The following is an 18,727-nucleotide window of genomic DNA, read 5'->3' as shown; positions in this document are numbered from 1 at the left end:
AGCTTACTTCGCGGCCGTGCGGTCGAGGTCGGCCTCGATCGTGTCGTCCTCACGGCCCGGGGTGCGCATGTTCCACTTCGTGATCACGAACCGGAACACCACGTAGTAGATGACGGCGAAGACCAGGCCGATCGGGATCAGCAGCCACGCCTTGTGCGCGGTGTCCAGCGACGAGTTCAGGGCGAAGTCGATCGCACCGCCCGAGAACGAGAAGCCGAGGTGGATGCCCAGCGCGTTGCACACGGCCAGCGAGACACCGGTCATGATCGCGTGGAAGATGTAGAGCGGCCACGCGACGAACATGAACGCGAACTCGATCGGCTCCGTGACACCCGTGATGAACGAGGTCAGCGCCGCCGAGATCATGATCGAGCCCACGATCTTCTTCTGGCCCGGCTTCGCGGTCTGCCAGATCGCCAGCGCCGCGGCGGGCAGGGCGAACATGAAGATCGGGAAGAAGCCGGTCATGAACGTGCCGGAACCCTGCACGTGGCCGAAGAAGTTGTTGAGGTCGCCGCCGCCGAAGATGAACCACACCGGCACGTTGAGCAGCTGGTGCAGACCGATCGGGATGAGCAGGCGGTTGAGCACGCCGTAGATGCCGCCACCGATCACCGGCGAGCCGACGACGGCCTGGCCGATGGAGTTGATGCCGTGGTCGACGTACTTGAAGAGCAGGCCGAAGATCACGCCGAGGATGATCATCGAGAACGCGGTGATGATCGGCACGAACCGGCGGCCGCCGAAGAAGGCGAGCCAGCTCGGCAGCTTGATCCGGTAGTAGCGCTGCCACAGCAGGGCGGCGACGATACCGCTGATCACACCGGTCAGCACGCTGTAGGGCCAGTGGATCGGCGCGCCCTCCCAGCCGGGCTTGTAGCCCTCCTGGCTGCTGATCGGGGCGATGGCCTGGATGACCTTGTTGAACACGACCCAGCCGACCACCGCGGCGACGGCGGTCGAACCGTCGCCCTTGCGCGCGAAGCCGACCGCGATACCGATGGCGAACAGCAGGGGCAGCCAGTCGAACAGGCCACCGCCCGCGGCACCGATCACAGCCGCGACCTTGTCCCAGCCGAGGCCGGTCTTGCCGAACACGTCGTCCTGGCCCAGCCGGTTGAGAAGACCGGCAGCGGGCAAGACGGCGATGGGCAGCATCAGGCTGCGGCCGAAGCGCTGCAGCCCGGCGAGCCCGCCGCCGCTCTTCTTGCCCTTCGCCCCCTCTGTGGTGGTGGCGCTCATCGTCGGGTACCTCCGTAGTGGGGTTGGTGGCCGGAATCCGGGGTGTTCCGGTCCAACTGCATGGTCACCTGGTAGTGGTCTCCCCGGTACCAGGACGTCATGTCCTCCACCGGCTCTCCGCCTGCGCTGGAGACCCGGCGGAAGACGAGGAGCGGAGTGCCGGTGCGCATGCCGAGCAGGCGCGCCGTCTCGCGATCCGCGGACTCGGCCCACACCGTCTGGTACGCCTGGTCCGGCCGCAGGTCGTAGGCCTCGGCCAGCTGGGCGTACAGGGAACGGGTGAGGTCGAGGTCGAGCAGTCCGGGCGTGCGGCCCGCGTGGTACCAGCCGCGTTCCACGGCCAGCGGCACGCCGTCCGCGCGCCGCAGCCGCACCAGCCGGTGGGCCGCCACACCCTCGGTGAGGCCGAGTGCGTGCGCCGAGGTCACCGGCGGGACCTCGAGCGACGTGGACACCACCTCCGTGGTGGGGGTGAGCCCGCGCCGGCGCATGTCGTCGGTGAAGGACATCAGGTAGAGCTGCAACTCCATGCGGCGCGCGGCGGTGAACGTGCCCTTGCCGCGCACCCGGGCCAGCAGGCCCTCTTCGACGAGCTTGCCGATCGCCGAGCGGACCGTGAGGCGCGAGACACCGTAGCGCTGGGCGAGCTCCCGCTCCGACGGGATCGGCGAACCGGGCGGGAGCTCGCGCTCCACGGACCGGCGCAGGATCTCGCGCAGCTGGGCGTGCTTGGGCGTGGGCCCGTTGATCACCCGCTCCACCCGGTCGACGCCGTCGGGCGGCGGGACGTGCGCGGCAGCGCTCATCGGTGTCACCCTCCTCGTGTCGTCGCACCGGGCGACCGGTGCTCGCGTCTTCGCCGGAAGATTGGTACGTTCCGGTCTAGACCAATGATTCCGATGGGGCAGGATGCTCCGCCTCGCGAGCGGGTGTCAACCACCGTTATGCGTTCGTGGCCTGCGGCGACGTGCATGCCGACGAACGGCGTAGTAGTGGTGGAGCGCACTGGCTCACGTGGGGAACCAACGGGAAACGAGGAGGCCGCGATGGCGGATGACAGGCCTGAGAAGATTCTCGCGGCGCTCGGCGGCGTGGACAACGTCGTCGAGATCGAAGGCTGCATCACGCGCCTTCGCTGCGAACTGGAGGACACCAGCCTCGTCGACGAGGCGGCGCTCAAGGCGGCCGGCGCGATGGGCGTGGTGAAGATGGGCTCCGCGGTGCAGGTGATCGTCGGCCCCGAGGCGGACACGATCGCCAGCGACATCGAGGACCTGATGTGAGCCTCGAGATCCTGAGCCCCGTCGCGGGCGAGGTCGTCGCGATCACCGAGGTGCCCGACCCGGTGTTCGCCGAGGCGATGGTCGGCCCCGGCATCGCCGTGAAGCCGAGCGGCGGGCGTGCCGACGCCGTCGCGCCGGTGGACGGCACCGTCGTGACCCTGCACCCGCACGCCTTCGTGGTGGCGACCGAGGACGGGCGCGCCGTGCTGGTGCACCTCGGTATCGACACGGTGAAGGAGAAGGGCGAGGGCTTCACCCTCCACGTGGTCAAGGGCGAGTCGGTGCGCGCCGGCCAGCCGGTGATCGGCTGGGACCCCGAGGCCGTGGCGGCCGCCGGGTACTCGCCGATCGTGCCTGTGGTCGGGCTCGACGCCCAGGCCGACGTGCTCGCGGGCCTCGAGCCCGGGCGCACGGTCGCGGCGGGCGACCCGCTGTTCAGCTGGAGCGGCTGAGGCTTTCCACGTCGAAGGGCCCCTTGTGGACGGTGATCGTCCACAGGGGGCCCTTCGCGTGCGTTGGGTGGTTTACGTCGTCAGGCGGTGACGACCTCTCCGTTGTCGACCTTCACGTTGATCTTCGGCAGCGGCTTCTCGGCCGGGCCGTTCTTCACCGCGCCCGTGAGCGAGTCGTACACCGACCCGTGGCACGGGCAGTGGATCTCGGCGCCCTGCGGCGGGTTCACGGTGCAGCCCTGGTGGGTGCAGATGGCGCTGAAGCAGTTCACGGTTCCGGCGGTCGGCTGGGCCACGATCACGTCCTGGCCGTCGGGGGTCTTGGCGGACTTCGCCTGGCCGACGGGCACGTCGGACAGCGCGATCACCTTCCCGCCGGGCTTGGGGGCGTCGCCGCCCGAGGAGCCCGAATCCGAGCCGGCGCCACAGGCCGCGAGGGCGACGGTGCCCACGGCGACGCCGGCGACGGCGGCCCCGGTGGTGAGAACGGAGCGGCGGGTGTGCAGTTCGGCAGTCATGCCCCTACTAACGAGATGATCGCCCGGCTGGTTCACCCGTTCACCGCAAAGCGTTGTCCGGTGAACCGGATCGCCCGTGTCTCCGTGTAATGGGGGAGAGGGATTCAGACGGGGTGAAGGAGAACATCATGCTGGCCAACTGGATGCGAGGGTTGGGCGCGATCGGGCTGGTCGGGTCCGCCGCGGTCCACTTCTACCTGTACTTCGGCAGCGGCTACTCGGACATCGCCGTGGTCGGTCCGCTGTTCCTGGTGAACGGGATCGCCGGGATCGTGATCGCCGTCGCGCTGCTGTTCTGGCACCACTGGGTGCCGCCGTTCTTCACGCTCGGCTTCGGCGGCGTGACGCTGCTCGCGTACCTGCTGTCGGTGACCGTCGGCTTCTACGGCATGCACGACCAGTTCAACAGCCAGTTCGAGTACTGGGGCGTGGTCACCGAGGCGTTGTGCGTGATCTGCGGCCTGGTGCTGCTGGTGCAGGAGGTGCGCGCCAGGCAGTCTTCCGGCGGGCACGCGGTGCCGGCCGGACGCTGACCGGGGCTTGCCGTGGGGAGGAGCGACGTCGAGGACCAGCTGATGCGCACGCTGCACGAGGAACACGCGGCCGCGCTCTGGTCCTACGCCCTGCACCTGACGGGCGGCAACCGCAACCACGCGGAGGACGTGGTGCAGGAGACGCTGCTGAGGGCGTGGCGGCACACCGACGTGCTGGACCAATCACAGGGTTCGGCCCGCGCGTGGCTGTTCACGGTCGCGCGCCGGATCGCCATCGACGGGTGGCGGTCGGCGACCTCGCGCTCGGAGGTCGTCACCGACGCTCCGCCCGAGCGCGCGGTGGCCGACGGCACCGAGCGGGCCGTGCAGGGGTGGCTGGTGGCCGACGCGCTCGGCGAGCTCTCGGTGCGCCACCGCGAGGTGCTCGAACTGTGCTACTTCCAGGGGTACTCGGTGGCCGACGCTGCCCACCGCCTGGGAATTGCCGAGGGGACGGTGAAGTCCCGCACGCACTACGCGCTACGGGCGCTTCGCCTGGCTTTGGAAGAGCGGGGGGTGACGCAGTGACCGCCGACGAGTTCGCGACCTACGACGCCGCGTACGTGCTCGGTGCGCTGTCACCGGAGGACCGGCAGGCGTTCGAGGAGCACCTCCAGGAGTGCGACCGGTGCGCCGCCGCGGTCCGCGAGCTGGCCGGGCTCCCGGGTTTGCTCGCGCAGACCAGGAGTGGTTCGCCGGGGGGAGCCTTCGGGCCCGGCGAACGTGACGGCGGCGGCACGGGGACGCCGTGGGATCCGGGGCCGGTGCCCGATCTGGTGATCGTGCCGGGTTCGAAGCCGGTTTCGAAGCCGGTTTCGCGGTCGGTGTCGGAGCCGGTTCTGCCGGAGCCGGATTCGCGGTCGGCGCCGGGACCGGATGTGGCGGGTTCGCGAGGGCCGGGCTCGGTTGCGCCCGATGTGCCGGTGCTGGGCTCGGTTGTGGCGGGCGGGCCGGGCTCGGATGTGCCGGGTGTGCCGGGATCGGGCTCGCGGTCGGTGCCCGACCTGCGGGCGACGTCTTCGACGCCGGGTTCGGATTCGCGGTCCGCGCCAGGACCGGATCTGGCGGGTTCGCGAGGGCCGGACTCGGATGCGCCCGATGTGCCGGTGCTGGGCTCGGTTGTGCCCGATGTGCCGGGATCGGACGCGCTGGATGTGCCGGTGCTGGGCTCGGATGCGCCCGATGTGCCGGGCTCGGTTGTGCCGGGTGTGCCGGGATCGGGCTCGCGGTCGGTGCCCGACCTGCCGGCGACGTCCTCGACGCCGGGTTCGGATTCGGTTTCGGAACCCGATCTGCCGGCTGTGCCGTCGATGCCGGACCTGCCCGCTGTGCCTTCGGTGCCGCGCTCGCTCGCGCCGGGCTCTCAGGCGATGCCGGACTTGCTGCCGGTGCTGATGCGGAAGGTTCGGCGCCGCCGGCGGATCCGGAACGGGGTGACCGGGGGAGTGGCCGCGCTGGCCGTCGCGGCCGGGGTGGCTCTGGCGGTGTCTGTTTCGCTGCCGGACGTGTCCCCGCGGCCCGCCGCGCCCGCTGTCGCCGCACCACCGCCCTCGCTCGCCATGTCGGCCCTCGGCGAATACCCGATCCAGGCCGCGGCCCGCATCGACCCCCAGTCGTGGGGCACCGAGGTCGAAATGTCCTGCAGTTACCGCGGCGGCAAGGGCGGGGACTACTCGCTCGTCGCCCTCGGCCGCGACGGCACCGAGGCCGAACTCGCCACCTGGAAGGCCCTGCCGGAGAACACGGCCAAGGTTGTGGTGGGCACGCCGATGAAGTCCCAGGACATCGCGTCTCTGGAGATCCGGAGCGTACGGACGGGGAAACCGTTGATGCGCCTGGTTTATCCATGACTCGCTGACTCGCGGACTCGCTTCGACCCACCCCGAATGTGGCGTTGGCTGCGTTCCACGCACCGAACGCCGCATGGGGTGCGCCCAGCGCACCGAACGCCGCATCGGGGCGCTTGGCGCGACCTCCGGATGCGGTGAGTGGCTGGCTCGAGTTGTTGGCGCATAGTTGCTGGCCGGCTCGGGTTGCTACCGCGGCCGAGGGCCGGGGCGGCTCGATTCGTGGTGCAGCTTCGCTCGGCTCGGGTTACCGCCGATCTGGCCCGCGGCGATCTCGGGCGGCAGGGTCGCCCGCCGGTCGCGGTGGCGGCGGAGGCTCGCGGTGGCGATTCCTGGCATCGGCGATCTGTGCGGGTTGTGGCCGCGCGGGCGCCGGCCAGGCGTGGTGTCAAGCGGCTCAGGTGGTCCGCGCCGGCGGCGGTTGGGGCGCTTGGGGCGACCTTCGGATGCCGTGAGTGGCCGGCTCGAGTTGTTGGCGCGTAGCTGCTGACCGGCTCGGGTTGTTACCGCGCGGCCGAGGGCCTGGCGGGCTCGTTCGCTGTCTGCCGGCCGGTTCGGGTTCCCCGGTCGAGTGAATCGAGCGGGTTTTCGGCGCGAGCGGTCCACTCGCGACAGGCGCGGCTTGGCGTGGCGGGCGGGCGCTGCGAACGTGGGTGCATGTCCTGGGGAATGGTCGTTGTGGGTGGGGCGGTGGTGCCCCTCCTGGTGTGGTTGCTGAGACGGGCGGGTGCGCCGGTGTCGCCGGTCGTGGCTGTCGTCGTGGTGGTGGCTGCGCTGCTCGTCGTCGTGTGGCGGTGGCGGGAGGGGCGCTGGGCCCAGTGGTGGTGGCCGGTGCCGTGGGTGCTCACGGTGGTCGGGGTGCCGTTGTGCCTGGCGGATGTCCGGCATCGGAGGTTGCCGGATGTGTTGACGTTGGCGGCGTATCCCGTAATGGCGACCGCACTGACCGTCGCCGCCATGAGCGGGGGCGGGGCGACGCTGCTCGTGAGCGCGGCGGAGGGCGTGCTCGTGTTCGGTGGTGTCCACCTCGCCGTCCACCGGGTCGGGCCGGCGCAGCTCGGGGCGGGAGACGTGAAGCTCGCCGGCGTGCTCGGCGCGGTGCTGGGTGCGCTGGGCTGGGCGTCAGTGGCGGTCGCGGCGGTGGCGGCGGCCGGCCTGAGTGCCGTCGTGGCTGGGGGAGCGCAGGTGCCGGCCATCGCCGAGCGGGTGCGCCGTATCGGACCGCCGAGCCGGCTGCCGGCGTCGGCCGCCTCGCCGAAGGGCATATCCCGCGCAGGTAGGCGTCCCGCATCGGCTACCTCACCGAACGACGCGCCGGGCGGGCATCCGGCATCGGCCACCAACGAGACATACCCACCACAAGCCAGGGACGGGCCTTACGCCCGACGGGCGATTCGGTGTGGTGTGCCCCACGGGCCGGCGTTGGTGGTCGCGGCCTGGACGTGCGCTGTGTTCCCCGGGGTGGGTTCGGGGGTGGTGCCGAGCTGAGGGGCTGCTGGTCAGGCGCCCCGCGAGCCGTGACAGGATTGCCGGGTGTTGCGCTGGATCACCGCAGGAGAATCGCACGGACCCGCCCTCGCCGCTGTGCTCGAGGGCCTGCCCGCTGGTGTGGAGGTGACCACCGGAGACCTCACCGCGCAGCTCGCGCGGCGCCGCCTCGGGTTCGGTCGCAGCCCGCGCATGGGGTTCGAGACCGACCACGTGCAGTTCCTGGGCGGCGTCCGCCACGGGATCTCGCAGGGCGGCCCCATCGCGGTGCAGATCGAGAACGCCGAGTGGCCCAAGTGGGAGCAGGTCATGGCGGCCGACCCCGTGGACCCCGAGGTGCTCGCCGGCCTGGCGCGCAACGAGCCGCTCACGCGGCCGCGCCCCGGCCACGCCGATCTGCCCGGCATGCAGAAGTACGGCTTCGACGAGGCCCGTCCCGTGCTGGAGCGCGCGAGCGCCCGCGAGACGGCGTCGCGCACGGCGCTGGGCACGGTGGCGCGCAACTTCCTGCGCCAGCTGCTGGGCGTGGAGGTGCTGAGCCACGTCGTGTCGATCGGCGGTGCCGACGCGCCCGAGGGGCCGCTGCCGCAGCCGGGTGACCTGGCCGCGATCGACGAGAGCCCCGTGCGGGCGTTCTCGGCCGAGGGCACCGAGGCGATGGTCGCCGAGGTCGACGCCGTGCGGAAGGCGGGCGACACCGTCGGCGGCGTGATCGAGGTGCTCGCCTACGGGCTGCCGCCGGGCCTCGGCTCCCACGTGCACTGGGACCGCCGCCTCGACGCGCGCCTCGCGGGCGCGCTCATGGGCGTGCAGGCCATGAAGGGCGTGGAGGTCGGCGACGGCTTCACCACCGCGCGGCGCTGGGGCAGCCAGGCCCACGACGAGATCGACCGCGGCACCGGCCCGGTCGGCGTCACGCGCCGCTCCAACCGCGCGGGCGGCCTCGAAGGCGGCATCACCAACGGCGAGCCCCTGCGCGTGCGCGTGGCGATGAAGCCGATCTCGACCGTCCCGAAGGCGCTGTCCACGGTGGACGTGCGCACGGGGGAGCCGGCCGTCGCGATCCACCAGCGCTCGGACGTGTGCGCCGTCCCGCGGGCGGGCGTCGTGCTCGAGTCCGTGGTGGCGCTGGTGCTGGCCGACGCCGCGCTGGAGAAGTTCGGCGGCGACTCGCTGGCCGAGAGCAAGCGCAACGCCGAGGGCTACCTGAAGGCGCTCGAGGAGCGCTGGTGAGCCCCCGCGCCGTGGTCGTGGGACCGCCGGGCTCCGGCAAGAGCACGGTGGGCCCGCTGCTCGCCGAGACGCTCGGCGTGGCGTTCCGCGACACCGACGACGACATCGTCGAGCGTGCCGGCCGCGCGATCTCCGACATCTTCGCCGAGGACGGCGAGCCGGCGTTCCGCGCGCTCGAAGCGCAGGCCGTCGCCACCGCCCTCGACGAGCACGACGGCGTCCTCTCCCTCGGCGGCGGTGCTCCGCTGAGCCCGGAGACGCGGGCGCTGCTGGCGAAGCACACGGTGGTGTTCCTGAACGTCGGCCTCGCCGCCGGTGTGCAGCGCACCGGCCTGTCGAGCGCGCGTCCGCTGCTCGCGGGCGTGAACCCGCGCGCCACGTTCAAGTCCCTGCTCGACGCGCGCCTGCCGGTGTACCGGGAGGTGGCGACCGTCGAGATCGAGACCGACCAGCGGACGCCCGCCGAGGTGGTGGCCGCCGCGGTCGCCGCGATCGAACCGGCCGAAGTCCCCAAGCAGTAGGACGCTGAGCAACACAGACCCGGAGTGCCACAACTCCAGGAGTAGTGAGGAAAACCCGTGTCCCAACCCGTCCGGATCCGCGTCGCGACCGCGCACCCGTACGACGTGCTCGTGGGCCGCGGCCTGCTCGCCGAGCTCACCGCGCAGCTCGCCGACGCGTCGAAGATCGCGCTGATCCACCCGCCCACGCTCACCGCCACGGCCGAGGCCGTGCGCGAGGAGCTCGCCGAAGCGGGCCTCGACGCGCATCGCGTGGAGATCCCGGACGCCGAGGACGGCAAGGCCTTCTCCGTCGCGAGCTTCTGCTGGGAGGTCCTCGGCCGGATCGGGCTCGACCGCCGCGGCGTGGTCGTGGGTCTCGGCGGCGGCGCCGTGACGGACCTGGCCGGCTTCGTCGCCGCCACCTGGATGCGCGGCGTGCGCCTGGTCAACGTGCCGACGACGCTGCTCGGCATGGTCGACGCGGCCGTCGGCGGCAAGACGGGCATCAACACCGAGGCCGGCAAGAACCTCGTGGGCGTGTTCCACGAGCCGAGTGCCGTGCTGGTCGACCTCGCGACGCTGGAAACCTTGCCCCGCAACGAACTCGTGGCCGGCATGGCCGAGGTCGTGAAGACCGGCTTCATCGCCGACCCGCGCATCCTGGAGTCGATCGAACAGGATCCCGAAGCCGCCCTCGACCCGACCGGAGACGTGCTGGCCGAACTGGTCCGCCGCTCGATCCAGGTCAAGGCCGACGTCGTCGCCGCCGACCTGCGCGAGTCCGACCTGCGCGAGATCCTCAACTACGGCCACACCCTCGGCCACGCCATCGAGCGCCGCGAGCGCTACCGCTGGCGCCACGGCGCGGCCGTGAGCGTGGGCCTGGTGTTCGCCGCCGAGCTCGCCCGCCTCGCCGGGCGCCTCGACGACGAGACCGCGGCGCGCCACGCGTCGGTGCTGAAGCTGATCGGGCTGCCGACCACCTACGACGCCGACGCGCTGGGCCAGCTCATGGAAGGCATGAAGGGCGACAAGAAGACCCGTTCCGGCGTGCTCCGGTTCGTGGTCCTCGACGCGCTCGCCAAGCCCGGCCGCCTCGAAGGCCCGGACCCGGCGCTGCTGGCCGCCGCGTACTCCGCGGTCGCGGCCGACGCCCCCAAGAGCGGCGGGAGCGTTCTGCTGTGAAGGTCTTCGTCTTCAACGGCCCCAACCTCGGCCGCCTCGGCAAGCGCGAGCCCGCCGTCTACGGCTCGACGACCCACGACGACCTCGCCGCCCTCTGCGTGAAGACGGGCACCGAGCTCGGCCTCGACGTCGAGGTGCGCCAGACCGACCACGAGGGCGAGCTCGTCGGCTGGCTCCACGAGGCCGCCGACGGCGGTCACCCGGTCGTGCTCAACGCCGGCGCTTGGACGCACTACTCGATCGCCGTGCGCGACGCCGCCGCACAGCTGTCCGCGCCGCTGATCGAGCTGCACATCAGCAACGTCCACAAGCGCGAGCAGTTCCGCCACCACAGCGTGCTCTCCGACGTCGCCACCGGCGTGATCGTGGGGCTCGGCGTCGACGGCTACGGCCTCGCGCTGCGCTGGGTGGCAGCGAACGCGAAGTGACTCAGGAGCTCACCACCGGCCGGCTCCGGCTGAGGGCTCTGACCGAGGCCGACACCGACGCCGTGGTCGCGGTGTTCACCGACCCGGAGATAAGCCGGTTCTTCGCCGCCGACTTCTCCGACCCCGACCAGGCCCGCGCCATGGTGGCCCGCCGCCTCGCCTACGACGGGCCCGAAGGCCAGGGCCATTGGGTGGTCGAGCACGAGGGCGAAGTCATCGGCGTTGCCCATCTGCGCCCGTCGTCCGAGCTGCCCGGCGACGTTGCCGAGCTGGGGTACTTCGTCGCCGCGAAGCACGCGGGGAAGGGCTTCGCCACCGAAGCCGCCCGCGCGCTCGTGGAGCATGGCCTCGCCACGCTGGGCCTGCCCGCCGTGTGGGCGCTCGTCCACGAGGACAACGCGGCCAGTCTCGCGATCACCCGCCGGCTCGGCTTCCTCGACGTCGGCTCCGGCGTGCACTACGGCGACGTGCACCGCGTGCTCGTCTCGCTGCCCACCGCGCACGGCCGGCCGCACCACCTCGAGCTCTGGGTCCCCGACCTCGCGCGCGCCGAACGCAGCTGGGGTTGGCTGCTGGGCCGGCTGGGGTGGCGCGAGTTCCAGCGCTGGCCCGACGGCGTCAGCTGGCGCCTCGGCCCCACGTACCTCGTGGTGGAGGCCTCACCCGCGATGGCCGCCGGACCGCACGAACGCCTTCGCCCCGGCCTCAACCACCTCGCCCTGCACGTCGCCACCCGCGCCGAGGTCGACGAGCCCGCGGCCGGCGGGCCCGGCTGGCGGCCCTTGTTCGCGGACCGTTTTCCCTACGCGGGCGGGAAACCGCACTACGCGGCCTACCTCGAGAACGACGACGGCTTCGAGGTCGAGCTTGTTGCCCTCGAACACCCGCGAGACGGGGACGTGTTCACCCAACCGGGTTAGGACTGGTTAGACTCGACCATCATGCACCCGTTTCGTGGCGGGGTTCGGCGACCCGCGCGAGCCCTGTTCGCCCTGGCGTTGTCGGGGGTCGTGGTGGCGGGCTGCAGCGACAGCTACGCGCAGACCCAGGCCGACGGACCCGACCACGGCGGCATCGCGGGCGGCAAGCCGGCTCCGGCGAAACCCCCGCGCGTGGCGAACGTCCCCCTGGAGACCGCGAAAGCCCGCCAGAGCAACGGAGTGGTCGCCGCCGGAGCCGCCGACGCGGTCTACAACTACGGCCCCACGGCGATGGTCGAAAACGGCAAAACCCGCCTGTGGTGGTGCAGCCAGTACGGCAGCGCGGCCCCGCCCGGCGACGACATCCTGTACGCCGAGGCGCCCTCGGCCGACGGTCCCTTCACCGGACCCGGTGGCGGCGCGCCGATCGCGGTCCTGTCCGGTTCGCCCGGCGGGTTCGACGGCGTGCACACGTGCGACCCGTCCGTGCTGCGCGTCGGCGGCACCTACTACCTGTACTACACCGGCGCGGCGGGCGACCACGCGCTCGGCAACGCCATCGGCCTCGCGACGAGCCCCGACGGCGTCCACTGGACCCGCGCGGCGGGCGGCCGGCCGATTCTCGGGCCTTCGCACGACGTGCACCGCGACAACGTCTACGGCGCCGGCCAGCCCTCGGTCGTGTTCCTCGACGGCTGGTACTACCTCATGTTCACCGACACCACCGGCCGCGCCGCCGGCTGGAACGGCGCCGGCCAGTTCGTGATCCGCTCCCACGACCCGGCGTTCGGCAGCGGCGTGGAAGCGCTGGGGGACAAGGGTTTCGCGCCCGTCGCTGGCACCGCCACGCCGCGCGAACGCTCGGTGGTCGACGGGTTCAGCGCCGACCTCGAATGGGTCGGCGCGCTCGACGCGTTCGTGATCGCCCACGAGACCGCGGACGGCACCACGCTCACCTTCTGGGACAAGGACTTCACCCTCCAGCCCTACACACCGCTGGTGATCCCCGGCGCGTGGAAGGAAGGGCCCGGCCTCATTCGCCGCCCGGACGGCCACGCCCCGACGTCGGTCACCGATCCGTGCGACACCGTCTCGTTCGACGTCGTGCGCGCGACCACGATCGGTTCCGCGGGCGCGCCGACGAGCCTGAAGCACTTCGGGCTCGACGTGCAGGGCGCCGGCGGCTGCTCGAGCCCCGACCGCCTGACCACGACGTTCGACGGTGTCGCGATGCCGTCACCGGACCGCCGCATGGACCTGTTCCGCCGCGGGGTGCGCATCCGCGTCGACCGCCGCTCGGTCGCCGCCGCTTTGGCCGGCGAAGTGGTGGACCGGCCGCTCGCGCCCGTCGCCGGGTTGCCCGTGAAGACGACGCTGAAGTCCGGCACGAACGTGGTGCACTCGTACGGCCACGGGTACGGCGTGGTGCTCGGCAACGAGCTCTACGGCCTGCCCGACACCACGATCGTGGACCTCAACGGGGCCGCGGTGACGGAGATTGACCCGCGACAGTGGGACGCCTACGCGCCCGGGCTCCCGCTGGGCGGCTGACGGGCGACGGCTTCGGCCGCGGCGCGCCGGCCGGCTCGGCCTCCGGCAGCTCCAGCTGACCCGACTGGCTGCCCGAACCGTCGTCCTCGTCGTCCTCGGGTTCCGGCTCCTCGTCCTCCGGCGCCGGCCGCCGCACGCGTGAGCCGACGAACAGCCCCAGCCCGGCCGGCACCAGCACCAGCAGCGCCGAGAACGCGGCACCCCCGGTGAGCGCCGCGCCCAGCTCCGACGTGCCGGTCTGGTCGACGAACACCGCGCGCCCGATCACGTACAGGATGCCGGAGACGACGCCGGCCACCAGCGACGCGATGAACCAGGCCCGGCCGCGGTCCGGCTTGCCGCGCCAGCCGTCGATCGCGCTCCACAGCGCCGCGACGCCCACCAGCACGGCGAGGGCGACGGACGTGATCACCGTCTGGTCGGTCGGGTGGAACACGGACCACTTGGCGAGCAGCGTCATGGCGGCGGCGTGGACGACGGCCATGACCAGCCCGCGAGTCAACCAGGCACCCAGCATGGACGGAGTGTAGGTGCCACCGGGTGAACGCCGTGTGGTCCACCCGGAGCAGCGGCTCCGGGTGCCCGGCCGCTTGCGCGCAGTGACCGCCGCGAGCGTCCCCGGACCACGCGATCCGCGTGGCTAAGCTGGCCGGGTGCCTGAAACCCACGCTCACCGTCGCGGCGCGCTGCGGTCCCTGATCACCGATTCCGGGGTCGACGCGCTGCTGGTCACCGACCTGCTCAACATCCGCTACCTCACCGGGTTCACCGGGTCGAACGCCGCGCTGCTCGTGCACGCAGGCGGCGAGGCGCAGACCGTGTTCTGCACCGACGGCCGCTACACGACCCAGTCGGCGTCCGAGGTGCCGGACCTCGAACGCGTGATGGGCCGCGCCAGCGACCGCGTGCTCGCCGACTTCGCGGCCCGTGCCCACTCGACCTACGGGCGCACCGGGTTCGAGAGCCAGCACGTGAGCGTGGAAGACCACGAGGCGCTCAAGGTGCGCTTCGACAAGGTGACGCTGGTCCGGACGCCCGGGCTGATCGAGCAGCTGCGCGCGGTGAAGGACGAGATCGAGGTCGCGGCCCTGCGCTCGGCCTGCGCGGCGGCCGACCGCGCGCTCGCCGACCTGCTGGCGTCCGGTGGCCTGCGCGCCGGGCGCACCGAGCTGGAAGTGGCACGCGACCTGGAGAACCGCATGCTGGAGCACGGTTCGTCGGAGCCGTCGTTCGCCACGATCGTGGCCGCCGGGCCCAACTCGGCGATCCCGCACCACCAGCCCACCGGCGCCGAGCTGCGCGAAGGCGACTTCGTGAAGATGGACTTCGGCGCGACGGTCGACGGCTACCACTCCGATATGACCCGCACGTTCGTGCTCGGCAAGGCCGCCGACTGGCAGCGCGACCTCTACGACCTGGTCCACCGCGCCCAGGCGGCCGGCACCGCGGCCGTGTTCCCGGGCGCCGACGTGTCCGACGTGGACGCCGCGGCCCGCTCGGTGATCGCCGCCGCGGGCCGCGCGGAGGAGTTCGCGCACGGCCTCGGCCACGGCGTCGGGCTCGAGGTGCACGAGGCGCCCAGCCTCGCTACCACGGGCGTCGGTACACTGTCCGCCGGTATGGCGGTCACCGTCGAGCCCGGCGTCTACCTCGCGGGGCGCGGTGGCGTGCGCATCGAGGACACGCTCGTCGTGCGGGACTCCGGGCCCGAACTCCTCACCCTGAGCACCAAGGACCTCGTGGCCGTCTGAGACGGGCCGCGGACGAAGAGATCGACACAGGAGACCGAAAGCTCGTGGCCACCACCAACGACCTGAAGAACGGGCTCGTCCTCAACCTCGAGGGCCAGCTCTGGACCGTCACCGCGTTCCAGCACGTCAAGCCGGGCAAGGGCGGTGCGTTCGTGCGCACCACGCTCAAGCACGTGCTGACGGGGAAGGTCGTCGACAAGACCTTCAACGCCGGCACGAAGGTCGAAACGGCCACCGTGGACCGCCGGAACATGACCTACCTGTACAAGGACGGTCAGGACTTCGTGTTCATGGACGGCGACACCTACGACCAGATCACGGTTCCGGCCGAGGTCGTGTCGGACAACGCCAACTACATGCTCGAGAACACCGAGGTCCAGGTCGCGGTGCACGAGAACGAGGCGCTCTACATCGAGCTCCCGACCTCGGTCGAGATCGTCATCCAGCACACCGACCCAGGCCTGCAGGGCGACCGCTCCACCGGCGGCACCAAGCCGGCGACGCTCGAGACCGGCGCCGAGATCCAGGTCCCGCTGTTCGTCTCGACCGGCGAGAAGATCAAGGTCGACACGCGTGACGGCCGGTACCTCGGCCGCGTCTCGAACTGATGGCGGACAAACAGAAGCCGCACCCGAACCGCGGCGGTGCGATCAGCAGGCGGCAGGCCCGCCGGCGTGCCGTCGAGATGCTGTACGAAGCTGCGCAACGCGGCACCGACCCGGTCACGCTGCTGGCCGACCGGGTCGGGTCCACCGAGGTCGACCCGGTCGCCGACTACACGATCACCGTCGTGGAGGGCGTCACGACCCACCGCGAGCAGGTCGACGAGCTGCTGGCCGAGCACTCGCAGGGCTGGACCCTGGACCGCATGCCGCCGGTCGACCTGGCGGTGCTGCGGGTGGGCGTCTACGAGATGCTCTGGTCCTCCGACGTGCCCGACCCCGTCGCGATCGACGAGGCCGTGGGCCTGGCGAAGGAGCTCTCGACCGACGACTCGCCGCGCTTCGTCAACGGCGTGCTCGGGCGCATCGGGACGATCGCCGACCGCCTGCGGGCCGTGCTCTGACCCGCTGACTTCGGAGTCGAAAACAGCCGAAAACCGCCGAAGGCCGCGAGCTCCGTACTGGAGCCGCGGCCTTCGGCGTTGTGCTGGTGTCCCCAGGAAGCCTCACGAGTGGGGTCCGGAAGAGGTCTTCGTCACACCGAGCGTGGCAGAGCCGGCGCCGGGCCGTGCTCGAGCCCGCTCGGGCGTCACCCGGTGACCCGGGTTCACCGTCACGGCAACCCGGAAGCGCTAGCCCGAACGGGTCACGCGCCGGAACGGCAGACGCGGGTGCGAGGGGACGGCCGGGGTGGTGTTGATCACCGTCCGCAGCCGGTCCGGCGGTGTCCGAAGCTCGGTGGGTGTTTCCGGTGCCCCGCCGAAAACACCCACCGCGTCGGGCAACCGCCGCCCATCAGTCTTCTTTGGACGGACGGGCCTCGGGCGGCAGGACGCCCCAATCGATGAGCTGTTCGGTGAGCTCACCGGGGGTCATGTCGTAGATGATCGCGAGCGAGCGCAGGTCCTCGGTGCGGATGGAGAGCACCTTGCCGTTGTAGTCGCCGCGCTGGCTCTGGATCGTGGCCGCGTACCGCGCGAGCGGGCCGACCTTCTCCGCGGGCAGCTGCTGGAGCCGCTCGAGGTTGATCACGATCTTCGTGGCGGGCTCGGCACCCGAGGGCACACGACCCTCCGGCAGCAGTTCGACCACCGGTACACCGTAGAAGTCGGCCAGTTCGGCCAGCTTCTGGACGGTGACGGCGCGGTCGCCACGCTCGTACGAGCCGACGACGACGGCCTTCCAGCGGCCGCCCGACTTCTGCTCGACGCCGTGCAGGGACAGACCCTGTTGCTGGCGGATCCCGCGGAGCTTGGCCCCGAGCGCCTTGGCGTAATCGCCCATCTGGTGGTTCTCCGTTTCCTCACCCCCACGCCGGTCGTGGTGACCGGTCAGGGGACTCCTCGAGTCGAATACTCAGAGTAATGGTTACGCATAGTTGTCACCAGGTCAAGCAGAAGGTCTCCGTACCTGGTCGCGGCCGTGGGCACACCACCCGGAAGGCTGATTGACCGCTCCTGCTACTGTCGGTGCGATTTCCCGGCACGAGCTGGGAGTCGACGTCCTTTAAGGACCCGTCCAGAGAGGCGGGGAAGGAGGTCCGCCTTGTCGTCACGTCCGCGTGGCGCGGCGGAACCGGTCGGGGAGCGCGAGCTTCTTTCGGCCGGCGATGTCGCGCGCACCATCGCCCGGATGGCCCATCAGGTCATCGAGAAGACCGCACTCGGTGCGGGTACTTCGGGCGATGCCTCATCCGCACCACTCGCCCCACCCGTGTTGCTGGGCATCCCCACGCGCGGTACTCCGCTGGCCAACCGGCTCGCCGGGAAGATCGGCGAGTTCTCCGGGGTCGTTCCCCCGACGGGGGCCCTCGACGTCACCCTGTACCGCGACGACCTGCGCCGCCGTCCGCCGCGCGCGCTCGAGCAGACGCAGCTGCCGCCCGGCGGCATCGACGACCGGGTGGTGATCCTGGTCGACGACGTGCTGTTCTCCGGCCGCACCATCCGCGCCGCCCTCGACGCCCTGCGCGACCACGGCCGCCCGCGCGCCGTGCAGCTGGCCGTGCTCGTCGACCGCGGCCACCGCGAGCTGCCGATCCGCGCCGACTACGTCGGCAAGAACGTGCCCACCGCGCGGGCCGAGGGCGTGTCCGTGCTGCTGTCCGAAACGGATGGGCGCGACGCGGTTCTGCTCCGCGCGCCGGAAGGAGAATCCCGGTGAAGCACCTGCTCGCCACCGACGGTCTGGACGCCGACACCGCCACGGCCGTCCTCGACACCGCCGACGAGCTCAAGCACACGCTGCTCGGCCGGGAGGTCCGCAAGCTGCCGACCCTGCGCGGCCGCACGGTGATCACCCTGTTCTACGAGAACTCCACCCGCACGCGCGTGTCGTTCGAGATCGCCGGGAAGTGGATGAGCGCCGACGTGATCAACGTCTCGGCGTCGAGCTCCTCGGTGAACAAGGGCGAGTCGCTGCGGGACACTGCGCTCACGCTCGCCGCCGCGGGCGCCGACTGCGTGATCATCCGCCACCCCGCGTCGGGTGCGGCCCACCGCCTGTCGGGCTGGCTCGCCCCGGCCGGCACCGCGGTGGTCAACGCCGGCGACGGCACCCACGAGCACCCCACGCAGGCGCTGCTCGACGCCGCGACCCTGCGCGAGCGGCTCGGCTCGCTGAAAGACCGCCGGGTGGCGATCGTCGGCGACGTGCTGCACAGCCGCGTCGCCCGGTCGAACATCCACCTGCTGAGCACCCTCGGCGCGGAGGTGGTGCTCGTCGCGCCGCCGACGCTGCTGCCCGTCGGGGTCGAGACGCTGCCGGTCACGGTCTCGCACGACCTCGACGCCGAGCTGCCGGCCGTCGACGCCGTGATGATGCTGAGGGTGCAAGCCGAACGGATGCACGGCGGGTTCTTCCCGAGTTCGCGCGAGTACTCGATCTCCTACGGGTTGTCCGAGCGGCGCCAGCGGCTGCTGCCGGACCACGCCGTGGTGCTGCACCCCGGCCCGATGCTGCGCGGGATGGAGATCGCCTCGGCGGTCGCCGACTCCCCGGCCTCGGCCATCACCGAACAGGTCCGCAACGGCGTCCACGTGCGCATGGCGGTCCTCTACCACCTCTTGGCCAGTGAAGGAGGCAACCGTGACTGACAATCGATGCCTTACCGGTCGCGGTTGCCGACCGGG

The 18,727-nt window shown here is 71.7% G+C and carries 21 protein-coding genes and 1 pseudogene; 17 read left to right on the top strand and 5 right to left on the bottom strand.

Features of this window, described 5'->3' with window-relative positions; all coding sequences use genetic code 11:
• Positions 1-3: 3 nt before the first annotated feature.
• A complete protein-coding gene (locus AB0383_RS44215) occupies positions 4-1,242 on the bottom strand; it encodes a PTS transporter subunit EIIC (RefSeq protein WP_364189244.1) in 1,239 nt (412 codons plus the stop codon).
• Positions 1,239-2,048, bottom strand: coding sequence for a GntR family transcriptional regulator (locus tag AB0383_RS44210; protein WP_364189246.1), 810 nt, complete (start codon positions 2,046-2,048; stop codon positions 1,239-1,241). Before AB0383_RS44210 ends, AB0383_RS44215 begins: the two co-directional genes overlap by 4 nt.
• An 84-nt stretch (positions 2,049-2,132) precedes the next feature.
• Here AB0383_RS44210 and AB0383_RS44205 point away from each other — a divergent pair, with 84 nt between their 5' ends.
• Positions 2,133-2,525 (top strand): PTS glucose/sucrose transporter subunit IIB, encoded by a 393-nt coding sequence (locus tag AB0383_RS44205; protein ID WP_366190384.1) that lies wholly within the window; start codon positions 2,133-2,135, stop codon positions 2,523-2,525.
• On the top strand, positions 2,522-2,977 hold the full coding sequence (locus AB0383_RS44200; protein WP_364189249.1) for a PTS glucose transporter subunit IIA: 456 nt from the start codon (positions 2,522-2,524) through the stop codon (positions 2,975-2,977). The genes AB0383_RS44205 and AB0383_RS44200 overlap by 4 nt, the downstream gene beginning before the upstream one ends.
• 80 nt (positions 2,978-3,057) lie before the next feature.
• Here the strand turns inward: AB0383_RS44200 and AB0383_RS44195 are convergent, their stop codons facing one another.
• The gene (locus tag AB0383_RS44195) at positions 3,058-3,495 is read right to left on the bottom strand and encodes a Rieske (2Fe-2S) protein (protein ID WP_220238452.1); all 438 of its coding nucleotides are present in this window, start codon (positions 3,493-3,495) and stop codon (positions 3,058-3,060) included.
• Positions 3,496-3,623: 128 nt separating this feature from the next.
• On the opposite strand from AB0383_RS44195, the gene AB0383_RS44190 reads away from it, so the two are divergent.
• From AB0383_RS44190 to AB0383_RS44145, 10 genes and pseudogenes are all read left to right on the top strand, one after another.
• Positions 3,624-4,028, top strand: coding sequence for a hypothetical protein (locus tag AB0383_RS44190; protein ID WP_364189252.1), 405 nt, complete (start codon positions 3,624-3,626; stop codon positions 4,026-4,028).
• A gap of 42 nt (positions 4,029-4,070) precedes the next feature.
• Positions 4,071-4,556, top strand: coding sequence for a sigma-70 family RNA polymerase sigma factor (locus AB0383_RS44185; protein ID WP_364189255.1), 486 nt, complete (start codon positions 4,071-4,073; stop codon positions 4,554-4,556).
• A pseudogene (locus tag AB0383_RS44180) lies at positions 4,553-4,708 on the top strand (zf-HC2 domain-containing protein); the annotation flags it as partial. The gene AB0383_RS44185 and the pseudogene AB0383_RS44180, both read left to right, overlap by 4 nt.
• Before the next feature lie 1,902 nt (positions 4,709-6,610).
• Positions 6,611-7,363, top strand: a complete 753-nt coding sequence (locus AB0383_RS44175) for a prepilin peptidase (RefSeq protein ID WP_366190383.1) — start codon at positions 6,611-6,613, stop codon at positions 7,361-7,363.
• Between the two features lie 45 nt (positions 7,364-7,408).
• The gene (gene aroC / locus AB0383_RS44170; protein ID WP_220238453.1) at positions 7,409-8,596 is read left to right on the top strand and encodes a chorismate synthase; all 1,188 of its coding nucleotides are present in this window, start codon (positions 7,409-7,411) and stop codon (positions 8,594-8,596) included.
• Entirely contained in the window at positions 8,593-9,117 is a 525-nt protein-coding gene (locus AB0383_RS44165) for a shikimate kinase (protein ID WP_364189261.1), read from the top strand. Before aroC ends, AB0383_RS44165 begins: the two co-directional genes overlap by 4 nt.
• Positions 9,118-9,174: 57 nt before the next feature.
• Positions 9,175-10,284: a 3-dehydroquinate synthase gene (gene aroB / locus AB0383_RS44160; protein WP_366190382.1), complete on the top strand. Its 1,110-nt coding sequence runs from the start codon at positions 9,175-9,177 to the stop codon at positions 10,282-10,284.
• On the top strand, positions 10,281-10,712 hold the full coding sequence (aroQ, locus tag AB0383_RS44155) for a type II 3-dehydroquinate dehydratase (RefSeq protein WP_366190381.1): 432 nt from the start codon (positions 10,281-10,283) through the stop codon (positions 10,710-10,712). The genes aroB and aroQ overlap by 4 nt, the downstream gene beginning before the upstream one ends.
• A complete protein-coding gene (locus tag AB0383_RS44150) occupies positions 10,709-11,632 on the top strand; it encodes a GNAT family N-acetyltransferase (RefSeq protein WP_366190380.1) in 924 nt (307 codons plus the stop codon). The genes aroQ and AB0383_RS44150 overlap by 4 nt, the downstream gene beginning before the upstream one ends.
• A 21-nt stretch (positions 11,633-11,653) precedes the next feature.
• Positions 11,654-13,183 carry a beta-xylosidase gene (locus AB0383_RS44145; protein ID WP_366190379.1) on the top strand — a complete coding sequence of 510 codons (1,530 nt, stop codon included), beginning with the start codon at positions 11,654-11,656 and terminating at the stop codon, positions 13,181-13,183.
• Here the strand turns inward: AB0383_RS44145 and AB0383_RS44140 are convergent.
• Entirely contained in the window at positions 13,107-13,700 is a 594-nt protein-coding gene (locus AB0383_RS44140) for a B-4DMT family transporter (RefSeq protein ID WP_366190378.1), read from the bottom strand. The two genes, AB0383_RS44145 and AB0383_RS44140, sit on opposite strands and share 77 nt — an antisense overlap.
• A 136-nt stretch (positions 13,701-13,836) precedes the next feature.
• On the opposite strand from AB0383_RS44140, the gene AB0383_RS44135 reads away from it, so the two are divergent.
• From AB0383_RS44135 to nusB, 3 genes are read left to right on the top strand one after another with little or no spacing between them, the layout of a single operon-like run.
• A complete protein-coding gene (locus AB0383_RS44135; protein WP_364189277.1) occupies positions 13,837-14,934 on the top strand; it encodes a Xaa-Pro peptidase family protein in 1,098 nt (365 codons plus the stop codon).
• Positions 14,935-14,978: 44 nt separating this feature from the next.
• Positions 14,979-15,542, top strand: coding sequence for an elongation factor P (gene efp, locus AB0383_RS44130; RefSeq protein ID WP_364189280.1), 564 nt, complete (start codon positions 14,979-14,981; stop codon positions 15,540-15,542).
• The gene (gene nusB / locus AB0383_RS44125) at positions 15,542-16,000 is read left to right on the top strand and encodes a transcription antitermination factor NusB (RefSeq protein WP_366190377.1); all 459 of its coding nucleotides are present in this window, start codon (positions 15,542-15,544) and stop codon (positions 15,998-16,000) included. Before efp ends, nusB begins: the two co-directional genes overlap by 1 nt.
• Positions 16,001-16,391: 391 nt before the next feature.
• On the opposite strand, the gene AB0383_RS44120 is transcribed toward nusB, so the two are convergent.
• Positions 16,392-16,880: a helix-turn-helix domain-containing protein gene (locus AB0383_RS44120; protein ID WP_003096372.1), complete on the bottom strand. Its 489-nt coding sequence runs from the start codon at positions 16,878-16,880 to the stop codon at positions 16,392-16,394.
• A 261-nt stretch (positions 16,881-17,141) separates the two neighbouring features.
• On the opposite strand from AB0383_RS44120, the gene pyrR reads away from it, so the two are divergent.
• Positions 17,142-17,759: a bifunctional pyr operon transcriptional regulator/uracil phosphoribosyltransferase PyrR gene (pyrR, locus tag AB0383_RS44115; protein WP_364189286.1), complete on the top strand. Its 618-nt coding sequence runs from the start codon at positions 17,142-17,144 to the stop codon at positions 17,757-17,759.
• Positions 17,756-18,691: an aspartate carbamoyltransferase catalytic subunit gene (locus tag AB0383_RS44110; RefSeq protein ID WP_364189289.1), complete on the top strand. Its 936-nt coding sequence runs from the start codon at positions 17,756-17,758 to the stop codon at positions 18,689-18,691. The genes pyrR and AB0383_RS44110 overlap by 4 nt, the downstream gene beginning before the upstream one ends.
• Positions 18,692-18,727: the final 36 nt, after the last annotated feature.

The organism is Amycolatopsis sp. NPDC051373, from assembly GCF_040689465.1.
Lineage (GTDB): Bacteria > Actinomycetota > Actinomycetes > Mycobacteriales > Pseudonocardiaceae > Amycolatopsis.
Note: the sequence above shows the minus strand (reverse complement) of the source record. Positions and strands in the feature narration are given on the sequence as shown.

Coding starts and splice junctions, on each gene's coding strand:
- AB0383_RS44215 (WP_364189244.1), bottom strand. CDS start 1,242: ATGAGCGCCACCACCACAGAGGGGGCGAAGGGCAAGAAGAGCGGCGGC.
- AB0383_RS44210 (WP_364189246.1), bottom strand. CDS start 2,048: ATGAGCGCTGCCGCGCACGTCCCGCCGCCCGACGGCGTCGACCGGGTG.
- AB0383_RS44205 (WP_366190384.1), top strand. CDS start 2,133: ATGATTCCGATGGGGCAGGATGCTCCGCCTCGCGAGCGGGTGTCAACC.
- AB0383_RS44195 (WP_220238452.1), bottom strand. CDS start 3,495: ATGACTGCCGAACTGCACACCCGCCGCTCCGTTCTCACCACCGGGGCC.
- AB0383_RS44190 (WP_364189252.1), top strand. CDS start 3,624: ATGCTGGCCAACTGGATGCGAGGGTTGGGCGCGATCGGGCTGGTCGGG.
- AB0383_RS44185 (WP_364189255.1), top strand. CDS start 4,071: ATGCGCACGCTGCACGAGGAACACGCGGCCGCGCTCTGGTCCTACGCC.
- AB0383_RS44145 (WP_366190379.1), top strand. CDS start 11,654: ATGCACCCGTTTCGTGGCGGGGTTCGGCGACCCGCGCGAGCCCTGTTC.
- AB0383_RS44140 (WP_366190378.1), bottom strand. CDS start 13,700: ATGCTGGGTGCCTGGTTGACTCGCGGGCTGGTCATGGCCGTCGTCCAC.
- nusB (WP_366190377.1), top strand. CDS start 15,542: ATGGCGGACAAACAGAAGCCGCACCCGAACCGCGGCGGTGCGATCAGC.
- AB0383_RS44120 (WP_003096372.1), bottom strand. CDS start 16,880: ATGGGCGATTACGCCAAGGCGCTCGGGGCCAAGCTCCGCGGGATCCGC.